General features: G+C 70.2%; 13 protein-coding genes. 6 read left to right on the top strand and 7 right to left on the bottom strand.

What is annotated here, in order from left to right:
* The first annotated feature begins 149 nt into the window (after nucleotides 1-149).
* The 4 genes from ACFZ8E_RS21080 to ACFZ8E_RS21065 all read left to right on the top strand — a co-directional run bounded on the left by ACFZ8E_RS21080 (nucleotide 150) and on the right by ACFZ8E_RS21065 (nucleotide 6,545).
* Nucleotides 150-416, top strand: coding sequence for a hypothetical protein (locus ACFZ8E_RS21080; protein WP_147726388.1), 267 nt, complete (start codon nucleotides 150-152; stop codon nucleotides 414-416).
* Between the two features lie 22 nt (nucleotides 417-438).
* Nucleotides 439-2,277: a hypothetical protein gene (locus ACFZ8E_RS21075; RefSeq protein WP_405043705.1), complete on the top strand. Its 1,839-nt coding sequence runs from the start codon at nucleotides 439-441 to the stop codon at nucleotides 2,275-2,277.
* A 327-nt stretch (nucleotides 2,278-2,604) separates the two neighbouring features.
* Nucleotides 2,605-4,965 carry a TonB-dependent siderophore receptor gene (locus ACFZ8E_RS21070; RefSeq protein WP_244029877.1) on the top strand — a complete coding sequence of 787 codons (2,361 nt, stop codon included), beginning with the start codon at nucleotides 2,605-2,607 and terminating at the stop codon, nucleotides 4,963-4,965.
* 11 nt (nucleotides 4,966-4,976) lie between these two features.
* The gene (locus ACFZ8E_RS21065) at nucleotides 4,977-6,545 is read left to right on the top strand and encodes a PepSY-associated TM helix domain-containing protein (protein ID WP_405043704.1); all 1,569 of its coding nucleotides are present in this window, start codon (nucleotides 4,977-4,979) and stop codon (nucleotides 6,543-6,545) included.
* A 61-nt stretch (nucleotides 6,546-6,606) separates the two neighbouring features.
* Here the strand turns inward: ACFZ8E_RS21065 and murI are convergent, their stop codons facing one another.
* Together murI and ACFZ8E_RS21055 are read right to left on the bottom strand one after the other, a co-directional pair.
* Nucleotides 6,607-7,485, bottom strand: coding sequence for a glutamate racemase (murI, locus tag ACFZ8E_RS21060; protein ID WP_244029881.1), 879 nt, complete (start codon nucleotides 7,483-7,485; stop codon nucleotides 6,607-6,609).
* Nucleotides 7,486-7,544: 59 nt separating this feature from the next.
* Nucleotides 7,545-7,742 carry a hypothetical protein gene (locus ACFZ8E_RS21055; protein WP_244029883.1) on the bottom strand — a complete coding sequence of 66 codons (198 nt, stop codon included), beginning with the start codon at nucleotides 7,740-7,742 and terminating at the stop codon, nucleotides 7,545-7,547.
* Here ACFZ8E_RS21055 and egtB point away from each other — a divergent pair.
* Nucleotides 7,741-9,003, top strand: coding sequence for an ergothioneine biosynthesis protein EgtB (egtB, locus tag ACFZ8E_RS21050; RefSeq protein WP_244029885.1), 1,263 nt, complete (start codon nucleotides 7,741-7,743; stop codon nucleotides 9,001-9,003). The genes ACFZ8E_RS21055 and egtB overlap by 2 nt on opposite strands.
* A 23-nt stretch (nucleotides 9,004-9,026) precedes the next feature.
* A complete protein-coding gene (gene egtD, locus ACFZ8E_RS21045) occupies nucleotides 9,027-10,001 on the top strand; it encodes an L-histidine N(alpha)-methyltransferase (RefSeq protein WP_405043703.1) in 975 nt (324 codons plus the stop codon).
* A gap of 108 nt (nucleotides 10,002-10,109) precedes the next feature.
* On the opposite strand, the gene ACFZ8E_RS21040 is transcribed toward egtD, so the two are convergent.
* The 5 genes from ACFZ8E_RS21040 to ACFZ8E_RS21020 form a co-directional block, all read right to left on the bottom strand.
* The gene (locus ACFZ8E_RS21040; protein ID WP_147842773.1) at nucleotides 10,110-11,417 is read right to left on the bottom strand and encodes an NAD(P)/FAD-dependent oxidoreductase; all 1,308 of its coding nucleotides are present in this window, start codon (nucleotides 11,415-11,417) and stop codon (nucleotides 10,110-10,112) included.
* Between the two features lie 46 nt (nucleotides 11,418-11,463).
* Complete coding sequence (locus tag ACFZ8E_RS21035; protein ID WP_147727263.1) at nucleotides 11,464-11,736, bottom strand: hypothetical protein; 273 nt, start codon at nucleotides 11,734-11,736, stop codon at nucleotides 11,464-11,466.
* A 157-nt stretch (nucleotides 11,737-11,893) separates the two neighbouring features.
* Entirely contained in the window at nucleotides 11,894-14,374 is a 2,481-nt protein-coding gene (clpA, locus tag ACFZ8E_RS21030) for an ATP-dependent Clp protease ATP-binding subunit ClpA (protein WP_405043701.1), read from the bottom strand.
* A 26-nt stretch (nucleotides 14,375-14,400) separates the two neighbouring features.
* The gene (gene clpS / locus ACFZ8E_RS21025) at nucleotides 14,401-14,817 is read right to left on the bottom strand and encodes an ATP-dependent Clp protease adapter ClpS (protein ID WP_243933045.1); all 417 of its coding nucleotides are present in this window, start codon (nucleotides 14,815-14,817) and stop codon (nucleotides 14,401-14,403) included.
* Between the two features lie 153 nt (nucleotides 14,818-14,970).
* Nucleotides 14,971-15,348 carry a phasin family protein gene (locus tag ACFZ8E_RS21020; protein ID WP_244029890.1) on the bottom strand — a complete coding sequence of 126 codons (378 nt, stop codon included), beginning with the start codon at nucleotides 15,346-15,348 and terminating at the stop codon, nucleotides 14,971-14,973.
* Nucleotides 15,349-15,590 lie beyond the last annotated feature (242 nt).

Here is a 15,590-nt window from a genome sequence, read left to right as displayed (position 1 = left end):
CTCGTTGCAGCATTCATCGCGCGGGCCGACGACGTTCGCGGCCGCCCACCTGTCTTTCCAGCAAGGCACTTGGCACGGGCAGGATACGGGTTCATCCTCCCGGTCAAACGACGCTCGATCAACGAGCGAAGACCAACGGAGGTACGCCCATGCTTTCGAGTTCCCGCCTCATCAAGTCGTCCTGGATCGCCGTCGAGGTCACGCAGGAGCGCGCCGAGCGCGTGCTGGTGGTCGAGACCTACATCGCCGTCAGTCCGCTCGAGCGGAACTACGAGGCGGCCCAGTACGAGAAGGTCGTGGACTGCGTCCGGCACGTGCTCGCGGCGCATCCCGAGATCGACCGGGCCTCGATCCTGAGCATGCATCGCGGCTCCGGCTGCGCCAGCCTGTTCCGGGCCCCGGCCGAGGCGGCCTGAGCCGGACCCGCGTCGTGATGCGATGAGCGCTTCGGCGGCACCGGCCGGCTACGCCCTGCCGGACGACGGCCTCGTCGGGCGCGGGCCGTGGAATCCCGGCATCGAATCGACGCTGCCGCGGCGTTTCCTGCCGCTGACGACCCTGTACCGCCCCGAGAACGTCGCGACGCCCCTCGCCGAGGCGATGGAGCTTTCCGCCTTCTCGGGCCTGCCGATGCCGGAGATCGTCGCCTTCCGGCCGGATCGCCTCGTCGTGCACGAGCTGCTGATCCGGGTGATGGCCGACCTCTCGGTCCCCGTCGGCGAGACCTACGGCGATCTCGGCGTCAACTTCCGCGCGATCGTCGCCCACATCCTCGCGACCGCGATCGCGCCGCATGCGGACCGGATCGCCGAGACCCTTCGCGCCGTGGCGGACGAGGCGCGCGCCCGGATCGCCGTGGAACTCGACGCGGCTTTCGCGCCGCCCGCGCCGCCGCCCCCTCCGCCGAGAACCTGGCGGCACGTGCTCGGCCTCGCGGCGCCGCCGGCCCCCGTCGCCGACGACGCGCGATCCCCGGAGGAGCGCGCGCTCGCCCATTGCGCCGCATGGTGCGTCCGCGCCGCGGCCAGCGAAAACGCGCTCGAGCTTGCGGCGAGCGCCGCCCTGCACAAGGTCGCGTCGGGGATCGTCCGGCATCGCGGCAAGCTCGTCGGCGACCGCGCCCTGCTTGCGAACCTCGCGACGACGCTCGTCGCCAACGACGAGGGCAGCCGCCGGATCGGCTGCCTGATCGAGCCGTGGTTCGCCGAGGCCGTGGCGCGGGAGGGCTACGTTCCGGTCCGTGCGCAGGCCGCGCCGATCGTGATGAACGTCAAGGGCGCCTCCGCCTCGGGCAAGAGCACGATGCGTCCGCTCCAGCGGGCGCTGGCCCGGCGGCTCGGCGAATCCTGGTCGGATTTCGCGGTGATCACCCCCGACATCTGGCGCAAGTTCCTGCTCGACTACGATTCGATCGGCGATGCGATCGGCTATGCCGGCACGCTCACGGGCCACGAGGTCGAGATCGTCGACCGCAAGCTCGATCGCTACATGGCGCGCAAGGCCCGCGAGGGGCGGATGTCGCATCTGCTGATCGACCGGTTCCGGTTCGACAGTTTCAACGCGGATTCGCGCACGCAGGACGGCAGCCAGTTGCTGACCCGCTTCGGCCACCGCGTCTTCATGCTGTTCATGATCACGCCGCCCGACGCCACCGTCGAGCGCGCCTGGATCCGCGGGCGGATCTTCGGCCGCTACAAGGCGGTGGACGATCTTCTCGCCCACAACGTCGAGGCGTTCACCGGGATGCCGGAGCTGTTCTTCACCTGGGCGGCCAAGGCCGGCAAGCAGGTGCATTACGAGTTCCTCGACAACAGCGTGCCGCAGGGCGAGCGCCCGCGCACGGTCGCCTTCGGCGAGAACGGCGACCTCACCGTGCTCGATGCCGGCTGCCTCATCGACATCGCGCGCTACACCAAGATCAACATCGACGCGCTCTCGCCGGCGGAGGTCTATCCCGACGCCGCAGCCCTGGCGCCGGAACGGAACACCGGCTTCCTGCGCCAATGCGCCCGGCGGCTGCGCTCGGTCCGCTTCGCCGAGGCCGGCTCGGGCCGGGTCTATGCCCGTTTCGAGGCGGGGCGCCTCGCCTGCCTCGACCGCGCCGCGTTCGACCGCGCCTGCCACGATCCGGAGACCCGCGCGGCGCTCGCGGCCTTCGGCGCCGAACGCCCCGAAGCGGTGCCGGTCTCCGACGTGCCCCCCGAGATCCTGTCACAGGACCGGACCGAGACGCTCGGCGCCTGGGTCGATCCGAGCCGGATGACGGTCCCGGCCTGACACGATCCTTCGCGGCGTCGCAAACGTGGGGTGTTACCGATCGGTCACAACGGCCGCTCGGTTTTCATCGCTGAGTTGTGGTGCGGTGCCGCTGGTCTCTTCCATGGAAACGGTGCCGAAACGGGCTGTTCCCCTAGGGGGCGCCAGGCTGTCCGCCGGCCGATACCCCGTTTTAGCCTGGAACGTTTCGAAGTTACCCTGGAATGTTTCCATAAGATAGAAATTGTGTTGCCGCGCGAACTTACCGATAACCCGATCACGCCGCCGTGATGCGCAAGTCCACGCGGCGGGTCTCTGCTGTTTCGTGTCGCGTCTAGGGTCGGCAAGATGATTAATTACTGTCCGTCCGTCCTGCGGTCCGCGTCCGCACGTCGGTGCCGCAGCGCTCTGATCGTCGCTCTTCTGTCGACGACATGCGCGATTTCGGTCGCGTCCTCCGCCTCGGCCCAGCCCGCGCAGACGACCGACATCGAGCTCGGCGAGCTGAGCGTCACCGGCGAGGGCGCCGGCCGCAGCCTCGGCGGATCGCTCTACGGTCCCGGCGGCGCGTCCGGTGCCGTGCCCGGCTACGTCGCCAGCCGCAGCACCGTCGCCACGAAGACCGACACGCCGATCGTGGAGACGGCGCAGTCGATCTCGGTGATCGGGCGCAAGCAGATCGAGGATCAGAACGCGCTCACCATCAACCAGGCCCTGCGCTACACGCCCGGCGTCACGACCGAGCAGCGCGGCGGCGCCGGCTCGACCCGGCTCGAGCAGTTCCTGATCCGCGGCTTCAACGCGCCGGTCTTTCTCGACGGCATGGCGCTGATCGCCAGCCGCGACGCCAACGCGACGATCGATCCTTACCGTCTCGAGCGGGTCGACGTGATCAAGGGGCCCGCCTCGGTGCTCTACGGGCAGTCGGGGCCGGGCGGCATCGTCAACCTCGTCTCGAAGGTCCCGCAATTCGTCCGCCACGGCGAGGTCTTCGTCCAGGGCGGCGGCTTCAACGAGGTGCGCGGCGGCATCGACGTCGGCGGCCCGATCCAGTCCGAGGTGCCCTGGCTCGCCGACCAGTTCGCCTACCGCCTCGTCGGCGCGGGCTGGAACGGGGACGGCCCGGTGGACACGACGCGGGTCGAGCGCGCCCTGATCAACCCGAGCGTCACCTGGCGGCCCTCCACCGACACCCAGCTGACGATCATCGGCAACTACCAGCGCGATCCGTTCTCCGGCTTCTACGGCGGCTTCCCGGCGGTGGGCACCGTGTTTCCGCGCAACTTCGGCAGCGGCGTGATCGGGCGACTGCCGGTGAACTTCTACGACGGCGACCGCAACATCGAGCGCTCGGACCGGACCCAAGCGTCGATCGAGTACCTCTTCGACCACCGCTTCAACGAGAACCTGCGCTTCCACTCGGCCGGGCGCTACCTGCGGACGCAGGGCGATTACCGCAGCGTCTACAGCGCGTTCAGCCCCCGCAACGGCCCGTTCGCCACCGGCCCGCTGCTGCCGCGCGCCGTCATCGGCAACATCGTCGCGGCCGAAGCCTACACGATGGATTCGAACGTCGTGGCCAACTTCGACACCGGCCCCATCGCCCACACGGCGCTCCTCGGCGTCGACCACCGCACCTTCAGCACGCGCGCCAGCGGGACGCCGTTCCCGAACGCGCCGGACCTGAACGCGCTCGCGCCGAACTACGAAATGAACATCCCGTTCCCGGCCATCAACACGACCTCGCGCGTCGACGCGCAGCAGACCGGCGTCTACTTCCAGGATCAGATGAAGGTCGACGGCCTGATCCTGACCTTGGGCGGCCGCTACGACGTCGCCCGCCAGACCGGCCCGACCCGGTCGTTCACCGCGACGGGAAGCACGCTGACGCTGCAGGACGCGGCCTCCGACGCCTTCACGGGCCGGGCGAGCCTGCTCTACCTGTTCCAGTCCGGCGTCGCGCCGTACGTGTCCTACAGCCAGGCCTTCGAGCCGATCGTCGCCGGCCGGGTGTTCGACACCGCCTTCGGCACCGTCGGGCGCGTGCCCGACCCGCAACTCAGCGACCAGTACGAGGCCGGCATCAAGTACCAGCCGCCGGGCACCGACATCCTCCTCACCGCCGCATTCTTCGACATCCGCCAGTCGAACCGGACGACGGCCGACACCACGCTCGGCCGCCCCACCGGCTTCGTGCTGCAGACCGGCGAGGTCGGCGTGCAGGGCGTCGAGTTCGAGGCGCGGGCGAACCTCACCGAAGGCGTGACCCTGATCGGCGGCTTCTCGCTCCTCGACATCCGCAACGTCCGCGACGACGGCCGGACCGCCAACGACCTCGCGCCCGGCCAGACGGTGCCGCTGCAGGGGCGCCGCCCGGTGCTGGTGCCGGATTCGACCGCCTCGCTTCTGGCGACCTACCGCTTCCTCGACGGGCCGATGCTCGGCCTCGAGGTCGGCGGCGGCGTCCGCTATCTCGGCCCGTCCTGGGGCGACGCGGCCAACACCTTCAAGGTGCCGGAAAGCGTGCTGGTCGACGCCGTGGTCTCCTACGACTTGAAGAACTTCGACCCGACATTGGCCGGCTTCTCGATGCAGCTGAACGCCAACAACCTGCTCGACGACACCTACGTCAGCGGCTGCAACGGCTACACCAGCTGCTATTACGGGCTGCCGCGCACGGTCTACGCCACGCTCCGCTACCGCTGGTAGGACGCGAAACCATGCGCAACGGCTTCCGGCAATCGATGGCGTGGCTGCACGCCTGGTCCGGCCTCGTCGTCGGCTGGGTGCTGTTCTCCGTCTTCGTCACCGGCACGGCGAGCTACTACCGCTCGGAGATCTCGCAATGGATGCGGCCGGAACTGAGGGCCGGGGCTCCGCTGAGCCCGGCCGCCCTCGGGCACGCCGCCGACCTCGCCCGCGCCCATCTCGAGGCGCAGGCGAAGGGCGCGCGCAGCTGGTTCATCACCCTGCCGAGCCCGGACCGGCCGACCCTCGACCTGTTCTGGCGCCGCAAGCCCGGCACCCCGCCGGGCCAGGCGATGCTCGATCCCGCGACCGGCGCCGCGGTCGCCGTCCGCGACACCCGCGGCGGCGACTTCCTCTACCGCTTCCACTTCGAGCTCAGCATGGCGCCGCTCTGGGGCCGCTGGATCGTCGGAATCTGCGCGATGATCATGCTCGTCGCGCTGGTCTCCGGAATCGTCACCCACCGGCGGATCTTCGTCGACCTGTTCACCTTCCGCCGTCACGCCAAGTCGGCGCAGCGCGGCTGGCTCGACGCGCACAACGTGACCGGGGTGCTGGCGCTGCCGTTCCACCTGATGATCACCTATACGGGGATCGTGACGCTGGCGCTGATGTACATGCCCTGGGGCGTCACCACCGCCTATCGCGGCGACGCGCAGGCCTTCTTCGCCGAATCCGGCCAGATCACCGCCGCCCGCCCGCCCGCCGGACGCCCCGCGCCGCTCGCCCCGTTCGGCCCGATGGTCGAGCGCGCGCTCGCGATGAACGCCGAGCCGCTGGAGCGGATCACCGTGCAGAACCCGGGCGACGCCAACGCGACGGTCGTGGCGGTGTTCGAGGAGCCGCATGGCCTGAGGCACCGCCATCCGCAGGTGGCGTTCGACGGCACCAGCGGCGCGGTGATCGAGACCTTGGGCGCGATGAAGCCCGCCGCCAACACCTTCACCGCGATGGTCGGCCTGCACGAGGCGCATTTCGCCGGGCCGGCCCTGCGCGTGCTGTTCTTCCTCAGCGGCGTGATGGGCGCGGCCATGGTGGCGACCGGGTTGATCCTCTGGACGGTGGCGCGGGTGCCCAAGCCCGGCACCGCGACGCGGGCGCATCTCGGGATGCGGCTGGTGCAGGCGCTCAACGTCGGCGCCATCGCCGGGCTGCCGATCGCCATCGCCGGCTACTTCCTGGCCAACCGCCTGCTCCCGCTCGGGATGGCGGAGCGCAAGGAGGCCGAGGTGACGGTCTTCTTCGGCGCCTGGATCCTGGCCACGCTGGTGCCACTGGCACTGCCGCCGCGAACCGGATGGACCGCGATGCTCGCGACCGCCGCCGCGCTGCTCGCCGCCGTGCCGGTCGTCGGCGGGCTCGCCACCGGGCGCCACCTGCTCGCGAGCCTGCGGGCCGGCGACGCGGCGTTCTACGGGTTCGATCTCGCGCTGCTCGGGCTCGGCGCCGCCTTCGCCTTCGCGGCCTGCAAGGCGGCGGGGCTGCGCCGGCGACCGCTCGCCGAGCGACCGCGGCCCGGCGCCGTGGCGGCGCAGCACTGATCGACGGATTACTTGCGGTTGCGCGCCCCGCCGGCCTCGCCGGCCAGGCGGCGGCGCGGCGCTACTGCAGCGTCAGCGGTATTGGGTCGACGCCGATCGACGGGATGCCGCGCCGGTCGAGCGAGGCGCGCAGCGCATCCGTGAGCGTCGCGCCGCCGGTGAAGGCGCCGAGCACCGGGCCCTCGTCCGAGCGCGCATCGCGCGGGGTGCTGCCGAGAAGCTGCGTCACCCGGCGCGCGATGGCGGGCGCCGGATCGATCCAGGTGACGGGCCAAGGCGCGAGCCGCTCGAAGCGGGCGCGCAGCAGCGGGTAATGGGTGCAGGCGAGGCAGACGACGTCGGTGCGCCGGCCGTCCTCGGCCGTGACGAAGCACGGTGCGATCTCGGCGGCGATCGCCGCGTCGTCCACCGGCGTGCCGGCGAGTTCCGCCTCGGCGTAGTTGGCGAGGTTCGCCGAGCCGACCGAGGTCACCGAGCAGGCCTCGGCATAGGTCATGATCAGGTCGCGCGTGTAGGAGCGCGCGACGGTGCCGGGGGTCGCCAGCAGCGTGACGAGGCGTGAGCGGCTGGTCTCGGCCGCCGGCTTGATCGGCGGCACCACGCCGACGAACGGCGTCGGGAAGCGCTGGCGCAGGGCCGGCAGCACCAGCGTCGAGGCGGTGTTGCAGGCGATGACGACGAGGTCGGGCCGGTGCGTCGCGATCAGGCGCGCCATCACGTCGAGCACGCGCTGGACCAGGACCGATTCCGAGAGCCGGCCGTAGGGGAAGGCCGCGTCGTCCGCGGCGTAGACGTAGCGCGCGTCGGGCCGGGCCCGGCGCACCTGCTCCAGCACCGTCAGGCCGCCGAGGCCCGAGTCGAACACCAGGATGGTGGGCTCGGGCGCCGCGCGCAAAGCCGCCGCCGACAGGCTCGCTCCGGCCATCAGATCGATCCGCATCAGAACGCGTACCCCAGCATCAGAGCCCCGCAGTCTTGGACGAGAGGGTTAAGGCCATCTCACTGCGGCTGCAAAAAGGCTCGGGGATCGATCAACCGCGTCGAGCGGCCCTGCTCTACACAGACTTGCGGCGCGTCGGCCGGCATCGGTGAGCCTATTGCGAACTGAATCGTCGCGCTGCCGTTGTCGGCTGCGCCTTCGGCCATATCTCCATCAACCGCGACCGGCGGATCAACGGACGACGGGAGGACCAGCATGGCTGCGACGGCGACACTTCGCGAGACGGACGCGCCCGCTCAGGCCTTCCCGCCGCCGCCCGTCTCCGCCCGGCCGGTGGACCGGGACGCCTGGATCGCCGCTTTCCGCTTCGTCCGTGCCGAGACCGAGCGCCGTGCCACGCCGCTGTCGCCGGAGGATCAGCAGGTCCAGTCGATGGCCGATGCCAGCCCGACCAAGTGGCATCGCGCGCACACGACATGGTTCTTCGAGCAGTTCCTGCTGCGCGAGCACCTGCCGGGCTACCGCATCCACGACGAGCGCCTGCACTACCTGTTCAACTCGTACTACGTCGCCGCCGGCCCACGTCAGCCGCGGGTGATGCGTGGGCTGATCACCCGGCCGACTACCGAGGAGATCGCCGGCTACCGCGCCCACATCGACCGCGCGGTCGAGACGTTGCTGGCGCAGGCCGCGCCGGGCGCGCTCGAGGCGATCCTGCCGATCCTCGAGATCGGGCTGTTTCACGAGCAGCAGCACCAGGAGCTGCTGATCACCGACATCCTGCACGCCTTCGCGCAGAACCCGCTGCATCCGGTCTACGACGCCGAATGGCGTTTTCCGAAGGCGGCCAATCGTTCCGGCACGATCGACCTGGCCCACGGCATCCATCAGGTCGGCCATGCCGGCGACGGGTTCTCGTTCGACAACGAGCATCCCCGGCACGACAGCCTGGTCCTGCCCGTGTCGATCGACCGGGCGCTCGTCACGACCGGCGACTGGCTGCGCTTCATGGAAGATGGCGGCTATTCCCGCCCCGACCTGTGGTTGTCCGACGGCTGGCTCGCGGCGCAGGCCGAGGGCTGGGAGGCGCCGGGCTACTGGCAGCCGGGCGAGCCGGGCTGGACCTGCATGACGCTCGGCGGCCGGCGCCCGATCGATCCGGCGCAGCCCGTCACCCACGTCAGCTACTACGAGGCGGATGCCTACGCCCGCTGGGCCGGGCGCGACCTGCCGACCGAGTTCGAATGGGAGGTCGCCGCCCGCGACGGCAGACTCGACGACGCGTTCGGCCTCGTCTGGCAATGGACCCGCAGCGCCTACACCGCCTACCCGGGATATCGCCCGCTGCCGGGCGCACTCGGCGAGTACAACGGCAAGTTCATGTCGAACCAGTTCGTGCTGCGCGGCTCGTCGGTGGCGACGCCGGAGGGTCATGCGCGGCTGCCCTACCGCAACTTCTTCTATCCGCATCAGCGCTGGCAATTCACGGGCCTGCGCCTCGCGCAGTCCCGCGCCTGACGTCGCATCCCGGAGTACCGCGCGTGACCATCAAGCCCGTCTTCGCAGACGCGACGCCGCTCGCCCACTTGCCCGACGACCGGGCGTTCCTCGAAGACGTGCTGGCCGGGTTCGCGAAGCCGCAGAAGACCCTGCCGGCGAAGTACTTCTACGACGCCGTCGGGTCCGACCTGTTCGAGCAGATCACGCGGCTGCCGGAATACTACCCGACCCGGACCGAGCTCGGCATCCTCGACATGCGAGGCGCCGAGATCGCCGCCGCCCTGCCGCGCGGCGCCGCGCTGGTGGAGTTCGGCAGCGGCTCGACCGTGAAGGTCCGTCGCCTGCTCCGGCACATGCCGGACCTCGCGGCCTACGTCCCGGTCGACGTGTCGGAGACGTTCCTGCGCAGCGAGGCGGCCGCGCTCCAGGGTGATCATCCCGCCCTGCGCATCGCGCCGATCGCCGCCGACTTCACCCAGCCCTTCGCCCTTCCGCACGACCTCGGCGACGCCCCGCGCGCCGGGTTCTTCCCGGGCTCGACCATCGGCAACTTCGAGCCCGCGGAGGCCGCCCGCCTGCTGCGCCAGTTCGGCGACGTGCTGGGGGAGGGCGCGACGCTCGTCGTCGGCGTCGACCTCGTCAAGGACGCCGCGGTGCTCGAGGCGGCCTACGATGACGCGGCCGGCGTGACCGCTGCGTTCAACCTCAATCTGCTGACCCGGATCGATCGCGACCTGTCCGGCACCTTCGCCGCCGCCGCGTTCGCGCACCGGGCGGTGTTCAACCGCGCGGCCTCGCGGATCGAGATGCATCTCGTGAGCCGCGCCGACCAGACGGTGACGGTGGCCGGACACGCCTTCGCCTTCGCCGAGGGCGAGACGATCCACACCGAGAACAGCTACAAGTACACGCTCGACAGTTTTCGCGCCTTGGCGGCGGAGGCCGGGTGGTCGCCGGTCACGGTGTGGACCGACCCCGAGAGGTTGTTCTCGGTGCATGCCCTGCGCTTGGGATAGGGGGCGGCTCGACGGTTCTTGCGAGAGCGTCGCACGTCACGACCCCCTCTCCCGCAGGGGAGAGGGCCTGCACCCCGATCCGCACGCAAGATCCGCGTCCGATCCCCCTCAGCCCAGCATCCGCAGGACGGCCCGCGCGGCGCGTTCGCCGTCGAGGGTCGCGCCGCCGACCGTCATGGCGCCGCCGCCCGCATAGGCTTCGCCGGCGAGGAAGATGCGGTCGCCGATCGCCGCCTGCAGGGCGGTCCGGGCGTCGGCATGGCCGGGATGGGCGATCGCGTAGCTGCCGCGCGCATGCGGATCGGTCCACCAGCCGGCAAGCTTGCCTGCCGTCACGGCGCCGCGCGCCTGCGTGCCGAGGATCGCCACCAGCCGGTCCGTGACCTCGGCGACGGCCGCCGCTTCGCCGAGCTCGCACAGGGCACGGGATCCGTCGCCGCCGATGTTGGCCACCGCGAGCGGTCGGTCGAACGGCGAGACCTCGAAGTAGATCGTCCGGTCCTGGTCGCCGCGGTGCGCCACGGACACTGCGTCCCCCACCGCCTTCAGGTCGATCCGGGCGGGATCGAGCCGGAGGCCGACCTTGCTGTAGGCGCCCATGCCGAGGCCGCCGAGCGCATCCCGCGTCGGGGCCGGCAGGTCCGGCGTGAAGCGGATCGTGCCCGCGGCCAGCACGCCGACCGGAACGGTGAGGATCACCGCCGCGGCGTCGAGCGTGCCGCCGGGCGTCGTCACCCGCACGCCCTCGCCGGTCCAATCGATGGCGGTCGCGGCCGTGCCGAGGGAGACCGGCATCGTCGCGAAGCGGCGGCGGACCAGGCTGCCGTAGCCGTCGAGCCACAGATCGGTGCCGGACCACAGCCGGTCGTAGTCGAGCACCGAGACGCGCTCGGGCTCCTCGCCGAGCGACAGCCGGGCAAGGCCCGCCGCCGCCTGCGCCATGTCCGGCCCGGCCGCGGCGGCGGCTTCGGCGAGCGACCGGTCGGGGCCGTCCACCGGCTTCAGGGCGGCGTCGAGGCCGGAGAAGGCGGCGCGGCGTCGGTTGCGCTCGGTCACGGTCGCCGGGCGCCCGTCGACGAACAGGATCCGCGCCCAGCCTTCCTGCCCGGCGATCCGCACGTTCTCGCGTTCGGCGACGGCGCGCCAGGGATTGCGCTCGGCCCAGTGAACGTACTCGGCACCGGCATCGAAGGGACAGTCCGGCCCGAGCCCGAGCTCGGTATGGGCGCGACCGCCGATGCGGTCGCGCGCCTCGATCACGGTGAAGGGACGCCCGGCCTGCCGCAGGATGTCGGCGGCCGCGAGCCCGGCCGCGCCGGCGCCGACGACGATCACCGGACCGTCGCGACCGGCCGCCCTCACGACCGGAGCCGCGAGGAGGGCGCCGATCAGTGCGGCGCGACGGGTGAGGGACATGACGGCTCCGTTCGCGCGAGTGCGTGCGGCGACCGGAGCGACGCGATCAGGCGCGCTTCTCCATCATCGCCTTGACCTGCATCAGCTGGTCCCAGACCTGGCCCGGCGAGGTTCCCATGAACTCGAAGCCGGCATTGATGCCCCAGTAGATCCCGAGGCAGATCAGCGGCACCAGCACCCAGGCCAGGATCTCCTCGCCGCGGCGGCGGCGGGTCCGGCGGCGGCGGCGCTCCTCGCGTCGGGTGACGGGCTTCGGTCGGGCGGGCGCCGCAGTGGGCTGATCGACGGGCAGGAGGGGGCCCTCATGCAGTTCGCTCATCGTCACGCCCGCTCGATCCTTCGCGGCGACGGTCGGCCGCCGCGTCCATGGTGCAATCGTCCGCGAACCTGAAAGCCGTATTCGCCGTCATGCGCAAGGCCCCGGAGCGCGAGGCGCGCTCCGGGGCCAGGTCGATCGGGCTCACGTCGCTCCGGCGTCAAGCCCGGACGAGGGGGACTTTCGGCACCGTGCGGACGCCGCCGCCACCCGAATTGCCGCCCTTGTCGTCCTTGGGCGTCTTCTTGCGGGCCGCGGCCCGGGGCTTGGGGCGCTTGTGCTTCTTGACCACGTTGGTCACGTCCGCCTCGGGCTTCGGCACCACGGGGCCGGCCGGGAACTCGAAGCCCAGCGTCTCCTTGCCGCCGGCCTTCGCCTCCGCATCCTCGGGCTTGCGCACGATGACGCGGACCGCGCCGCCGTTCTTCAGCTTACCGAACAGCACCTCGTCGGCGAGCTGCGTCTTGATGCTCGACTGGATCAGCCGCGCCATCGGGCGGGCGCCCATCGCATCGTCGTAGCCGTGCTCGACCAGCCACGCGCGCGCCTCGTCCGACAGCTCGATCGTGACGTTGCGATCGGCGAGCTGCGCCTCGAGCTGGAGCACGAACTTGTCGACGACCTTGGCCACGACCTCCTTCGGCAGGTGGCCGAACGAGATGATGGCATCGAGCCGGTTGCGGAATTCCGGCGCGAACAGCTTGTTGATCGCCTCCACGTCGTCGCCCGTGCGCTTGGCCTGGGTGAAGCCGTAGGCCGACTTCGCGAGGTCGGACGCGCCCGCGTTCGTGGTCATGATGATGATCACGTTGCGGAAATCGACCTGCTTGCCGTTGTGGTCGGTGAGCTTGCCGTGGTCCATCACCTGCAACAGGATGTTGAACAGGTCCGGATGCGCCTTCTCGATCTCGTCGAGCAGCAGCACGCAGTGCGGGTGCTGGTCGATCCCGTCGGTGAGCAGGCCGCCCTGGTCGAAGCCGACATAGCCGGGCGGTGCGCCGATCAGGCGCGAGACCGTGTGGCGCTCCATGTATTCCGACATGTCGAACCGCAGCATCTCGACGCCGAGCGACGACGCCAGCTGCTTGGCGGCCTCGGTCTTGCCGACGCCGGTCGGTCCCGCGAACAGGTAGGAGCCGATCGGCTTGTCCGGGTCGCGCAGGCCGGCGCGCGCCAGCTTGATCGCCGAGGTCAACGCATCGATGGCGTTGGGCTGGCCGTAGACGACGCGCTTCAGGTTCTCGGTGAGATGCTGGAGCACCACCGCGTCGTCCTTCGACACGGTCTTCGGGGGGATGCGCGCCATCGTGGCGATCGTCGCCTCGATCTCCTTGATGCCGATCACGCGCTTGCGGCGCGCCTCCGGCACCAGCATCTGCGACGCGCCGGTCTCGTCGATCACGTCGATCGCCTTGTCGGGCAGCTTGCGGTCGTTGATGTAGCGTGCCGACAGCTCGACCGCGGCCTTCACGGCCTCGGTGGTGAACTTGAGCTTGTGGAACTCCTCGTAATAGGGCCGCAGGCCCTTTACGATCTCGATCGCGTCCGGGATCGACGGCTCGGCGACGTCGATCTTCTGGAATCGACGCACCAGGGCGCGATCCTTCTCGAAGTATTGGCGGTACTCCTTGTAGGTGGTCGAGCCGATGCAGCGCAGGGTCCCGGCGGCGAGCGCGGGCTTGAGCAGGTTCGAGGCGTCCATCGCGCCGCCGGAGGTGGCGCCGGCGCCGATCACGGTGTGGATCTCGTCGATGAAGAGTACCGCGTTCGGGTGCGCCTCGATCTCCTTCATCACCTGCTTCAGGCGCTCCTCAAAGTCGCCGCGGTAGCGCGTGCCGGCGAGCAGCGTGCCCATGTCGAGCGAGAACACGGTGGCGTCGGCCAGGACCTCCGGCACCTCCTTCTGCACGATCTTGCGGGCGAGCCCTTCCGCGATCGCGGTCTTGCCGACGCCGGGATCGCCGACCAGCAGCGGGTTGTTCTTCTGCCGGCGGCACAGCACCTGGATCGTGCGCTGGACCTCGCTCTCGCGGCCGATCAGCGGGTCGACCTTGCCGTCGCGGGCCTTCTTGTTGAGGTTGACGCAGTAGGCGTCGAGGGCGTCGCCCTTCTTCTTCGTACGGTTCTCGCCGTCGTCGCTCGGGCGCTCGTTCGAGCCCTCGTCGTCGGCCCCGCGCACCGGCTTCGCCTCGGAGGCGCCGGGGCGCTTGGCGATGCCGTGGCTGATGTAGTTGACCGCGTCGTAACGGGTCATGTCCTGCTCCTGCAGGAAGTAGGCGGCGTGGCTCTCGCGCTCGGCGAAGATCGCCACCAGCACGTTGGCGCCGGTGACCTCCTCGCGGCCCGAGGACTGCACGTGGATCACCGCGCGCTGGATCACGCGCTGGAAGCCGGCCGTGGGCTTGGCGTCCTGGCGTCCGTCGCCGGTGAGGTTGGAAAGCTCGGTGTCGACGTACTCGACGAGGCTGCGCTTCAGCGTGTCGATCTCGACGTTGCAGGCCCGCATGACGGCGGCGGCGTCCTGATCGTCGACCAACGCCAGGAGCAGATGCTCCAGCGTGGCGTATTCGTGCCGGCGCTCGCCGGCCAGCGCCAGGGCGCGGTGAAGAGCTTGTTCAAGGCTGCGTGAGAAGCTGGGCAATGCTCGAGCCTTTGTGCTGCGTGAGCCTACTTTTTTTCCATAACGCACTGCAGAGGATGTTGGTGTTTGCGCGCAAAGTCCATGACCTGCGTCACCTTGGTCTCCGCGACCTCGTAGGTGAACACCCCGCATTCTCCGACGCCGTTATGATGCACGTGCATCATGATCTGGTAGGCGTCTTCGTGGGTCTTGTTGAAGAAACGCTCGACCACCAGCACGACGAAATCCTGCGGCGTGTAGTCGTCGTTGAGCAAAAGCACCCGATACAGGCTCGGCCGCTTGGTCTTCGGCTTGGTACGGGTGATGATCGCCGTATTCGAGCGATCGTCGCCGCCCGGGTCCCCGGGGTCCGAGGCGGTCGTCGTAAATCGCACCGCCTCGAGCGAAGGCCGGCCTGTCGAGTCGTGGGGATGAGCGGTGCCCCGCATCGGGACGTCTGTCATCGTGATGGAACCGGCTCCTTCGTGCCGGCCGGGGCTTGTCGCGTCGCTGCGACGGGCCCGGCCGCGTCTGAGCCAATCTAGGCGGCGGGATTCGGTTTCGCCAGTCGTCTGCGCGCAACTGTCCGGGAGCGGGCCGCCGCACCCGCAAACGGATCAGGCGGCGGTCCGCGCCGCCGCCGCCGTGGCGGACCGGCCGGCCAGCGTCGTGAACGGCTTCGTCATGTCCTGGGCCAGCGTGGCGTAGAGGTCGCGGAAGGTCGCCGCGCGCGCCATCCAGAGCTCGCTGGAGGTCTTCACGAACGCGCTCTGGATCTCGATCGCCTTGGCCGGGCTGCCGGCCTTCACGACCTTTTCCGTGGTCGCGGCGACCTCGGCGCTGACCTGCTTGAGGAAGTCCATCCACTCGATGCCGATGGTCTGGCTGGTGCGGGCGCCGGCGCCGACGCTCTGGCTCAGCGCCGCGGCGCCGGCTTTCGCGCCGTCGAGGCCGGTGCGGACCGCGTCGGCGGCCGGGGCGTAGGATGGGGTCATGAAGGATCTCCTGCGGCGCCACGGCCTCGACCGCGCGCCCGCGAATAATCGGGGTACCGCCGTCGTCCGGCCCGAACGACTACAGCCCGTCACATTTGTGCACTGCAGCATCCTCCGTCAATCCGTGTTGCGATGCAAAAGTGATGCGTCGAATGTCGTCGGCTCCATTAACCGCGCCGTAACTGCATCGCCGTAGCGTGTTTGACAGACGTGATCGGGCCACGCCGCAGGGCATGTCCGAG

The sequence above is a fragment of the Methylobacterium sp. HMF5984 genome, assembly GCF_045033435.1.
Taxonomy (GTDB): Bacteria; Pseudomonadota; Alphaproteobacteria; order Rhizobiales; family Beijerinckiaceae; genus Methylobacterium.
Note: the sequence above shows the minus strand (reverse complement) of the source record. Positions and strands in the feature narration are given on the sequence as shown.